Genomic DNA, 8,408 nt, shown 5'->3' on the forward strand with positions numbered 1-8,408 from the left:
CCCGGGGCCCCACCGCCACCACCTCGCCCGCGTACTCCAGGCCCGGCACGTCCTGCGGGACGTCCTGCGGCGGTGGATAGGCGCCCCGCACCTGGAGCAGGTCCGCGCGGTTCAGCGCGCTCGCGCGCACCCGCACCTGGACGTCGTTCGGACCCGGGACAGGCTCCGGCCGCTCGTCGAATGCGAGGACTTCCGGACCGCCCGGCTGGGTGATGCGCACGACCTTCATGGGGGACTCCGCGAAGAAGCATTGCTTGCGCGACCCTGTCCTCCACGCCCACGGTCGGCTGCACGGCCGAACCAAGAAACGTCCTGGCCCGCCGGAGCGTCAAGGCTTATCTAGGACTCCATCCGCCATGCCACTTCCGCCGTGTCCCATCTGTCAGAAGCCCGTGCCTCCGCGTCCGGAGAACACCTCCCAACCCTTCTGCTCCCGCCGCTGCCGCGCCGTCGACCTGGGTCGCTGGCTGGGTGAGGAATACCGCGTGCCCGACCGGCAGGTGGATGAGCAGGAGGACGAGCTGCCACCCGACGGCTCCAACCGGGGTCACGACGCCTGAGCGCCATACCTTCGGGAGGTTGAAGAATTCTTCCGGAACGTTGAGCGGCGGGGCAGGGGAGCGCGCCGTCGTGGGGCCCACGTGCGTGCGCACCCGGTGGCAGGGGCCGGCCGTGCTGCTGGAGTCGCAAAGGCAGGGAGGATATACCCGGCCGCCGTGAAACGCGCCGTCAACCTGATTGCCAGCCTGCTCGTCACCGCCGCCTTCATGTGGTGGGCCTTCCGGGACACGGACGTGTCCACGCAGATCGCCAGCCTCAAGGCGGCCAACTACGCGTGGGTGCTGCCGTACTTCCTGTGCCTGACCGTCGTGCACGTGTTCCGCACGTTGCGCTGGGGCTCGCTCCTGTCGGGCCTGGAGCGCGTGCCGTTCCGCAAGCTCAATGAGGCGTCCGGCATCGGCTTCATGATGCTGCTGGTGCTGCCGTTCCGGTTGGGGGAGTTCGCCCGGCCGTTCCTCATCGCCCAGCGCAGCTCCATCCGCCGCAGCGCGGCGATGACGTCCGTGGTGCTGGAGCGCATCGTGGATGGCCTCTCCGTCGCGATCCTCTTCCGCGTGCTGCTCTTCTTCGTCCCGGTGGATACGAAGGGCGAGGGCATGCGGTACGTGGAGCTGGGCTCGTGGCTGATGTTCGGCGTGTTCGGCGGCGGGCTCGTGTTCCTGCTCCTGGGCCTGTGGCACCAGGAGACCACCGTGCGGCTCGTGCGCGCCACCGTGGGCCGCTTCTCACCCTCGGCCGCGGACAAGGTGGCCGACATCGTGGACACCTTCGTGGGCGCCATGCGGCAACTCCCCGACGGCCGGCACATCGCCCTCTTCTTCCTCTACACGGTGCTGTACTGGGCCGTGAACGGCTTCGGCATGGCGCTGCTCGCCCGCGCCTTCGACTGCTCCGGTGCGGCGCCGGGCGTCGCCTGCGAGCCCCTGAACCTGTCGCTGTTCCAGGCGTACATCGTGATGTGCGTGCTGGTGGTGGGCGCGATGATCCCCGCCGCGCCCGGCATGGCGGGCACCTTCCAGGCCGCCATCAAGGTGGGCCTGGGCCTGTTCCTGCCCGCCGCGGTGGTGAACGCCCACGGGCTCGCCTACGCCAACGTGCTGTGGCTGTGTCAGACGGCGCAGCAGATCCTCTTCGGACTCGTCCTGCTGTCCATCAGCCACATGTCCTTCCGCGAGCTGGCGGGGAACATGAAGAAGGACGACGGCACCGTCACCCGTTCGACCACGGCCTGAGCACCGCACGAAAGCCCCGGCGGTGACGGGGCGGCGGGACGCGCCGGCTGTCTACGGCGAGGGCTGCGTGGCCTGCGTGGCGCCGTCGGCCGGCGGCGGGGGCGGGACCTTCTGGTTGCGCACGCTGTTCTTCACCTGTTCGGTGACGGCGGCGGGGTCCACGGTGCCCTTGAAGGTGCCCAGGGGCGTCTGGAGCGTCTGCTCGCGGTTGGCGTTGCCCTCCGAACCCGGAGGGCCACAGAACGCCTTGTCCTGATCCTTGAGCGTACCCACGGGCGTGTGCACCGCCGTGCGCGTCTGCGTGGTCGACTTGCCCACGAGGACGTTGTCGCGCATCAGCACGCAGTGGTCCTCGTCGAAGTACCAGGCCGACGAGCTATCCTGGAACTCCTGCGCGCGGGCCGGGCCCCTGCCCATGGTGTTCGCCACCTGGGCGGGCGTCATGCCGGGGTACAGTTGCTCGAAGCCGGACGTGGCGCAGCCGGTGGTGGCCAGCGCGAGGACGGCGGTCATCAGGGAGGGACGCATCAAGGTCGGGGCTCCTGGAGACAAAGGAAGGTCCCGAACCTAGCGTGTTTCCCTCCTGGCTCGCTCCAGGGCGGGGCGGAGGACTACAGCTCCTGCTCCAGCCAGCGCCGCAGCCGTTCGCGCAGGGACAGGGCGCTCCGGCGGGAGTACCGCAGGGGCGCCGGGCGCATCACGACTCGCCTTCCGTCTTGGCGGGCATGCGGCCGTACTTGGACAGCAGGTCCTCGACCGCCTCACGCAGGTACTCGCTCTGGTGGATGCGGGTGCGCCGCGCCAGTTCGCGCAGCTTGTGGACCTGTTCCTCGGGCACGAGGACGTGGGTGGAGACGATGTCGGCCTCCGGGCTCCGGACCTCACCGGGTTCCACCGGAGACTGGGACGACGGAGCGTCGGGGCTCAGGGGGCTGGCGCTTCCATCCTGCATCGGGGCATCCTCCAGGCTTTTGCTGCTGCTACAGGCCGCTACCGACCTGTCCCCGGCATTAGGGGGGCAGCCTCTCGTGTCGTCAAAAAAAGGGACGCCAGACGTAGGAGCGCCCGGGAGCGGCGGACCTGTCTGGTTGACTCCCTCAGGCCGCACTGCTACTTGCGACGACACGTAAGGGGAGTAGTTCACGCCAGCGGTAAGAGGCGTCGGGAAGCTCGACACACTGGCTGGAAACAGCCCGGGCCCCCACCTCGCGAAGCGCGCGAGACGAACGAGACCTTCGGACAGGGATTCAACGTTCCCTGGCCGAGGTCCGTCGTGCGCGCTCCCCCCTGAAGCGCTCTCACCACGACACCTTTCGCGCCAGGGACTGGGAAGGGGAGCCTTCATGATGTCGTGGGAGTCCGTGCTCGGGTCGTTCGTCCTGGTCGCCGCCAGTGAGATGGGGGACAAGACGCAATTGCTGGCGTTCTCGCTGGCGTCGCGGTTCCGCAAGCCGTGGGTGGTGCTGGGCGGCATCCTCGTGGCCACCATCGCCAACCATGCGCTCGCGTCGTCGGTGGGCACCTGGGTGGCCACGCACGTGCCGGCACGGGTGATGGCGTTGATATTGGCGGCGCTGTTCCTGGGCTTCGGCCTGTGGACGCTGAAGCCCGACACGCTGGACGACGATGGAGGCAAGCCGCCGCGCTTTGGCGCCTTCCTCACCACCGTGGTGCTCTTCTTCCTGGCGGAGATGGGGGACAAGACGCAACTGGCGACCATGGCGCTGGCCGCGCGCTACCAGGCGCCCGTGATGGTGACGCTGGGCACCACGGCCGGGATGCTGGTGTCGGACGGCCTCGCCGTCTTCCTGGGCGACCGGCTGGCGGGACGGGTGCAGATGAAGTGGGTGCGGTGGGTGACCGCGGGGCTCTTCTTCGTCTTCGGCGCCGTGTCGCTGTGGACGGCCTGGAAGAGCTGATGCCCGGTTGACGCGCGAGCCCCGGTGCACCTGCCCCGGGGCCCGCGATGAAACGGCCTTACGCCTGCTTCAGGCTCGCGATGTCGATGACGAAGCGGTAGCGCACGTCGCCCTTGAGCATGCGCTCGTAGGCCTCGTTGATCTTCTGGATGGGGATGACCTCCACGTCGGAGGCCACCTGGTGCTTCGCGCAGAAGTCGAGCATCTCCTGCGTCTCGCGGATGCCGCCGATGAGCGACCCGCCCAGCTTGCGCCGCTTCATGACGAGCGGGAAGGCGGCGAGCGGCGTGGGGGCTTCGGGCACGCCGACGAGGATCATCGTGCCGTCCAGCTTCAGCAGGCCCAGGTACGCGTTGTAGTCATGCGGCGCGGAGACGGTGTCGAGGATGAGGTCGAACTGGTTCGCCAGCGCCTTGAAGGTCTTCTTGTCCGACGTGGCGGCGAAGTGCGTGGCGCCCAGGGCCAGGGCGTCGTCGCGCTTGGAGGGGGAGGTGCTGAGCACCGTCACCTCGGCGCCCATCGCCTTGCCCAGCTTCACGCCCATGTGGCCCAGACCGCCCAGGCCCACGACGGCCAGCTTGCCGCCGGGCTTCAGGCCGTAGTGGCGCAGGGGTGAATACGTGGTGATGCCCGCGCACAAGAGCGGCGCGGCGCGCTCCAGGGGGATGCCTTCCGGGATGCGCAGCACGTACTTGGAGTCCACGGTGATGCGGGTGGAGTAGCCGCCGTAGGTGGGCGTCCCGTCCCTCTGCCGGCCGTTGTAGGTGCTCACCATGCCGCGCTCGCAGTACTGCTCGTCTCCCTGGAGGCAGGGAGGGCACTCGCGGCACGAATCCACGAAGCAGCCCACGCCCACGCTGTCCCCGACCTTGAAGTCGGTGACGGCGCTGCCGACCTGGGACACCTTCCCGACGATTTCGTGCCCCGGCACCATGGGGAAGATGGCGCCGCCCCACTCGTCGCGGGCCTGGTGGATGTCGGAGTGGCACACCCCGCAGTACTGGATGTCGATGAGCACGTCCTGGGCGCGCGGCTCGCGGCGCTCCAGGGTGAAGGGGCCGAGCGCGGCCTTGGCGCTCGGTGCGGAATAGGCGTGGGTGGTCGGCAAGAAAGACTCCGGGAGAAGGACGAGGCAGAGGGCGTGTCCGGGACGGCCCGGACGCGACGCGCGAAGCTAATGGAGCGGTGCCGCCCCCGCCCGGAGAAAGCGCGGGAGTTGTGGACCCGGAACAAGGGGTTCGGGAAACTCCCCGGCACCATGAGCCAGGATCGTCTGCAACAGTCCCAGTCCCCCGGTGGCCCCCATCACTTCCTCTCCCGCCTGGTGGGCGGCTGGGAGGGCGTCGCCCGCACGTGGTTCGAACCGGACAAGCTCGGGGACGAGTCCCCCATCACCGGCACCATCCGGAGCGTGCTCGACGGCCGCTTCGTGGTGCACGAGTACACGTCGTCGCTGGGGGGCAAGCCGCTGTCGGGCCTCGCCACCCTGGGACACCACCTGGACGGCCGGCACTTCACCATGTCGTGGGTGGATTCCTTCCACATGGGCTCCGACATCATGACCCTGCTGGGGGAGGCCGGGGTGAGCGACCGGTTCTCGGTGCTCGGCAGCTACTTCACGGGGGAGACGACGCCCCGGTGGGGCTGGCGCGTGGACATCGAGCAGCCCGACCCCGACTCACTGGTCATCACGCACTTCAACATCCAGCCCGATGAGGCGCCGCAGAAGGCGATTGAAATCCAATACCGACGGAGGGCTTGAGCGGGCGCCGGGGGCCTTGGAGAGGGATTGAGAAGGCCCCAAGGTCGTCTTCGCCGTGCGACTCCTTCATTGACGGTGACGCCGCGCAAGGACTCGCGCTTCATGACGGCCTGCGTCCGTCCAGCCCTCGGTGGATGAGAGGGTTTCGAACTCCTGGAGGAGCGTGGGCAGTTCTCCATCCTCCAGCAGGAAGCGGGCGGACGGGTGTGGATGCCGTTGCAGGTTGCTCCGCGTGGGCTGGGCGAAGACGAACAGCCCGCCCGGCGTGAGCACCCGGGGCAGCGCGGCGAAGAGCGGCCGCCAGAGGTAGTTCAGGCACACGACGAGGTCGAACGGGCCTGGAGGCAGCGGCTCCACCTCCAGGTCCAGACGCGCGAGTTGGAGGGACCATCCCTCCGCTCGCGCGAGCGCACCCGCTTGTTCCAGCGCCACGTCGGAGAGGTCCACCAGGGTGACGTCCAGCCCGCGCTTCGCGAGCCAGCGTGCGTCCTGTCCCTGTCCCCCGGCCAGGTCGAGCGCCCGGCCCGTGGTGGGCAGCCGGTCCGCGAGCGAGCGCAGGAAGTCCGACGGTTCCCGCTGCTCGGGGGCCCGTTGGTAGCGGTCGTTCCAGCGCTGGCGGTCGTCCTGGGGCATGGGGCCTTTCGGTCAGCGTCGGGTCATCAGGCCGTTGAGGGACGGGTAGCTGGAGGCTTCCTCGAACAGGGCCGCGGAGTGGCCTTCGCGCAGGAAGGCGGTGGCGAGCGCGCCCGCGCGGCCCCAGATGGCTTGCGCGATGGCGGAGCCCGCGCTCAGGCGCCGCACGCCCAGCCGCTGCAACTCCGGGACGCTGGGAAGGTCGGGCCGGGCCATGGCATTCACCGGCAGCGGCGTGCCGCGCGTGAGGGCCTGGAGGTCGGCTGCGTTCGTGGCGCCGGGGACGAAGAGGCCGTCCGCGCCGGCCTGCTGGTAGCGGGCGGCCCGGGCCAGGGTCTCCTCCACGCGGCGTTCGGGTGGGACGAGCCCGCGCAGGAAGACGTCCGTGCGCGCATTGACGAAGACCTCGAAGCCCCGCCGCGCGCTGGCCTGCTTCACATGTTCAATCTTCGCCGCGAGCAGCTCCGGCGGGCCGCTGCCGTCCTCCAGGTTGATGCCCACGGCGCCCTCGGACAGCAGCCGGGCCACGTTCTCACCGACGGTGGCCGGGTCGTCCGAGTAGCCGCCTTCCGCGTCCACGGTGAGGGGCACGCGGATGACCCCGGTGATGGCCTGGACCGTGGCGACGAGCTGGTCGATGGGGAGCACGTCGCCGTCGGGGTAGCCGAGCGCCCAGGCAATTCCCGCGCTGGTGGTGGCGATCGCGCGGGCGCCCAGGCTTTCGAACAGCCGGGCGCTGCCGGCATCCCAGACATTGGGCAGGAGGAGCAGTTCGCTGCCCTGGTGCAGCGCGCGGAAGGTGCTTGCGGTGGTGTCTGGCATGAGCAGGCTTTCGGTGGTGGGAGGGATTGAAGGGGTCAGGCTCTGGGCGCGTGCGTCTGTTCGTGGTCGAGCAGCCAGCGCTTGCGCTCGATGCCTCCGGCATAGCCTGTCAGCGAGGCATTGGCACCCACGACGCGGTGGCAGGGCACGACGATGCCCACGGGATTGGCGCCATTGGCCGCGCCCACGGCGCGCACCGCCCTGGGCCGGCCAATGCGTTCGGCGAGCCGGGCGTAGGTGGTGGTGGTGCCCGCGGGGATGTCCCGCAGGGCGCGCCAGACCTCGCGCTGGAACGGGGTGCCGGCGGTCGCCACGGGCAGGGCGTTGATGGCGCGGATGTCCCCGCGCAAATAGGCCTGGAGGGCGGAGGTGCGGCCGGAGGGATCCTTCATGGGCTCCAGGACGCAGCCGTCCTCGCCATAGTGCAGGCGCAGGAGTCGGTGCATGCGGGCTTCGTAGCCTTCCCAATCCAGGGCGCGCAGGTGACCGGCCTCATCGCAGACGATGAGCATCGGGCCGGTGGGCGTGGGGGTGGAATCAATGAAGAAGCGCTGGCGGGGCTTCATGGGCGTCTCGCGAGGAAGGGGTTCGGGTCCGGCCAGCGTCAGCGGCCCAGAGGTGTTGGGCGGCATAGGCGCGCCAGGGGCTCCAGGACTCGGCGCGCTGGAGCAGGGCTTCGGGGGTGGGGCGCTGGCCGTCGGCCCCGGTCGCGGCGCGGAGGAGGGCGACATCGGAGGCGGGAAAGGCGTCGGTCTCCCGGACAGCTCGCAGGGCGATGTACTGGGCGGTCCATTCGCCAATGCCGGGCAGGCGCGTGAAGCGGGCGACGGTGTCCGCCAGCGAGGGGCCAGGCTGGAAGAGGGTGGGGTCCGCCATGGCCGCCGCCGCGAGACTGGAGATTGTTCGGGCCCGTGCGGCCGGCATGCCCAGGCAGGTGAGGTCCGCGGTGGCGAGGACCTGGGGGAGGGGAAACGCGCGCTGGAGGCGGGCGTCCCCGGTGGTCTCCGGGCCCAGGGGCTCCCCGAAGGTCGCGAGGAGCCGGTTGCCCAGGCCGCGGGCGGCGGCGACCGTGACCTGCTGGCCCAGGATGGCGCGGACCGCCAATTCAAAACCGTCCCAGCCGCCGGGGGCGCGCAGTCCGGGGCGGGCGGCGATGAGGGGCGCGAGCAGCGGGTCCCGTGACAGGTGCGCGTGGATGGCGTCCACGTCCGCGCCCACATCGAAGACGCGGCGGATCCGCGTGATGACCGGCGGCAGCATCCGCACGTCGCTGACGCGCAGGGTGGCGCGCAGTCCGTCCAGTCCCTTGGCGGGAGCAATCTCCACGGAGCCGTGACCGAGCGCATGGGCCACGGTGCGCAGGTAGCGCCCGGGTTCGACAATCTCCAGGCCGGTGAGCGCGCGGGCCTCCAGATGGGCCACCATCGAGCCCCAGTCATAGGGCGGCCGGTAGGGGATGAAGAGGGTGACGACGGGCAC

12 protein-coding genes are annotated in these 8,408 nt (G+C 70.1%); 4 read left to right on the top strand and 8 right to left on the bottom strand.

Annotated elements, in window-relative coordinates; translation table 11 throughout:
• A partial coding sequence (locus D7V88_RS35500) for an alcohol dehydrogenase catalytic domain-containing protein (RefSeq protein WP_158625230.1) occupies nucleotides 1–229 on the bottom strand: 229 nt, incomplete at its 3' end.
• A 127-nt stretch (nucleotides 230–356) separates the two neighbouring features.
• On the opposite strand from D7V88_RS35500, the gene D7V88_RS35505 reads away from it, so the two are divergent.
• Complete coding sequence (locus D7V88_RS35505; RefSeq protein WP_120545030.1) at nucleotides 357–560, top strand: DNA gyrase inhibitor YacG; 204 nt, start codon at nucleotides 357–359, stop codon at nucleotides 558–560.
• Nucleotides 561–716: 156 nt separating this feature from the next.
• Entirely contained in the window at nucleotides 717–1,793 is a 1,077-nt protein-coding gene (locus D7V88_RS35510) for a lysylphosphatidylglycerol synthase transmembrane domain-containing protein (protein ID WP_120545031.1), read from the top strand.
• Nucleotides 1,794–1,844: 51 nt separating this feature from the next.
• Here D7V88_RS35510 and D7V88_RS35515 read toward each other — a convergent pair whose 3' ends face one another.
• Both D7V88_RS35515 and D7V88_RS35520 read right to left on the bottom strand, forming a co-directional pair.
• A complete protein-coding gene (locus tag D7V88_RS35515; RefSeq protein WP_120545032.1) occupies nucleotides 1,845–2,321 on the bottom strand; it encodes a hypothetical protein in 477 nt (158 codons plus the stop codon).
• A gap of 169 nt (nucleotides 2,322–2,490) precedes the next feature.
• Complete coding sequence (locus D7V88_RS35520; protein ID WP_120537964.1) at nucleotides 2,491–2,745, bottom strand: ribbon-helix-helix domain-containing protein; 255 nt, start codon at nucleotides 2,743–2,745, stop codon at nucleotides 2,491–2,493.
• Nucleotides 2,746–3,139: 394 nt separating this feature from the next.
• Between D7V88_RS35520 and D7V88_RS35525 the strand changes: the two genes are divergently transcribed.
• Nucleotides 3,140–3,712 (top strand): TMEM165/GDT1 family protein, encoded by a 573-nt coding sequence (locus D7V88_RS35525; protein WP_120545036.1) that lies wholly within the window; start codon nucleotides 3,140–3,142, stop codon nucleotides 3,710–3,712.
• Between the two features lie 58 nt (nucleotides 3,713–3,770).
• Here the strand turns inward: D7V88_RS35525 and D7V88_RS35530 are convergent, their stop codons facing one another.
• Entirely contained in the window at nucleotides 3,771–4,820 is a 1,050-nt protein-coding gene (locus D7V88_RS35530; protein WP_120545033.1) for an NAD(P)-dependent alcohol dehydrogenase, read from the bottom strand.
• Nucleotides 4,821–4,970: 150 nt separating this feature from the next.
• Between D7V88_RS35530 and D7V88_RS35535 the strand changes: the two genes are divergently transcribed.
• Entirely contained in the window at nucleotides 4,971–5,474 is a 504-nt protein-coding gene (locus D7V88_RS35535) for a DUF1579 domain-containing protein (RefSeq protein ID WP_120545037.1), read from the top strand.
• A 66-nt stretch (nucleotides 5,475–5,540) separates the two neighbouring features.
• Here the strand turns inward: D7V88_RS35535 and D7V88_RS35540 are convergent, their stop codons facing one another.
• The 4 genes from D7V88_RS35540 to D7V88_RS35555 form a co-directional block, all read right to left on the bottom strand.
• Complete coding sequence (locus tag D7V88_RS35540) at nucleotides 5,541–6,107, bottom strand: class I SAM-dependent methyltransferase (RefSeq protein ID WP_120545034.1); 567 nt, start codon at nucleotides 6,105–6,107, stop codon at nucleotides 5,541–5,543.
• A gap of 12 nt (nucleotides 6,108–6,119) precedes the next feature.
• Entirely contained in the window at nucleotides 6,120–6,929 is an 810-nt protein-coding gene (locus D7V88_RS35545) for an isocitrate lyase/PEP mutase family protein (RefSeq protein WP_120545035.1), read from the bottom strand.
• A gap of 35 nt (nucleotides 6,930–6,964) precedes the next feature.
• Nucleotides 6,965–7,495 carry a methylated-DNA--[protein]-cysteine S-methyltransferase gene (gene ogt, locus D7V88_RS35550; protein WP_208726667.1) on the bottom strand — a complete coding sequence of 177 codons (531 nt, stop codon included), beginning with the start codon at nucleotides 7,493–7,495 and terminating at the stop codon, nucleotides 6,965–6,967.
• A partial coding sequence (locus D7V88_RS35555; protein ID WP_279636135.1) for a DNA-3-methyladenine glycosylase family protein occupies nucleotides 7,467–8,408 on the bottom strand: 942 nt, incomplete at its 5' end. The genes D7V88_RS35555 and ogt, both read right to left, overlap by 29 nt.

The sequence above is a fragment of the Corallococcus terminator genome (assembly GCF_003611635.1).
GTDB lineage: Bacteria > Myxococcota > Myxococcia > Myxococcales > Myxococcaceae > Corallococcus > Corallococcus terminator.

What these genes read in the sequence shown, in the direction of transcription:
- D7V88_RS35515 (WP_120545032.1), bottom strand. Translation starts at nt 2,321, where the DNA reads ATGCGTCCCTCCCTGATGACCGCCGTCCTCGCGCTGGCCACCACCGGC.
- D7V88_RS35535 (WP_120545037.1), top strand. Translation starts at nt 4,971, where the DNA reads ATGAGCCAGGATCGTCTGCAACAGTCCCAGTCCCCCGGTGGCCCCCAT.
- ogt (WP_208726667.1), bottom strand. Translation starts at nt 7,495, where the DNA reads ATGAAGCCCCGCCAGCGCTTCTTCATTGATTCCACCCCCACGCCCACC.
- D7V88_RS35520 (WP_120537964.1), bottom strand. Translation starts at nt 2,745, where the DNA reads ATGCAGGATGGAAGCGCCAGCCCCCTGAGCCCCGACGCTCCGTCGTCC.
- D7V88_RS35525 (WP_120545036.1), top strand. Translation starts at nt 3,140, where the DNA reads ATGTCGTGGGAGTCCGTGCTCGGGTCGTTCGTCCTGGTCGCCGCCAGT.
- D7V88_RS35505 (WP_120545030.1), top strand. Translation starts at nt 357, where the DNA reads ATGCCACTTCCGCCGTGTCCCATCTGTCAGAAGCCCGTGCCTCCGCGT.
- D7V88_RS35540 (WP_120545034.1), bottom strand. Translation starts at nt 6,107, where the DNA reads ATGCCCCAGGACGACCGCCAGCGCTGGAACGACCGCTACCAACGGGCC.
- D7V88_RS35545 (WP_120545035.1), bottom strand. Translation starts at nt 6,929, where the DNA reads ATGCCAGACACCACCGCAAGCACCTTCCGCGCGCTGCACCAGGGCAGC.